The organism is Peribacillus sp. SIMBA_075, from assembly GCF_046534585.1.
In genome coordinates, this window is sequence record NZ_JAWRYN010000705.1 from 1 (window position 1) to 268 (window position 268).

General features: G+C 47.0%; 1 protein-coding gene. It reads left to right on the forward strand.

Going from position 1 to position 268, the window contains the following annotated elements:
* Window positions 1-268, forward strand: a 268-nt coding sequence (locus tag SB775_RS30025; RefSeq protein WP_410864901.1) for an amidohydrolase family protein, incomplete at both ends; no start/stop codon positions are given.

A 268-nucleotide genomic window follows, 5' to 3' on the forward strand; every position in this document is an offset into this window, starting at 1 on the left:
GCCAAGGAGCAACTCATGTTGGTGGTGTAGACCCAGCGGGAGTAGATGGCGACGTCGAAAAATCATTGCAAACAATGATGGAGCTAGCGGTAGAAAACAATGCTGATGTAGATTTGCATTTACATGATCCCGGACATCTAACGATTTTTACCATAAAGAGACTCGCTGCCATGACGGAAGAAGCAGGATGGCAGGGAAGGGTAACTATTAGCCATGCCCTTGGTTTAGGTGACGTGTCATTGTCGGAAGTAAGTGAAGTCGCTGAGAT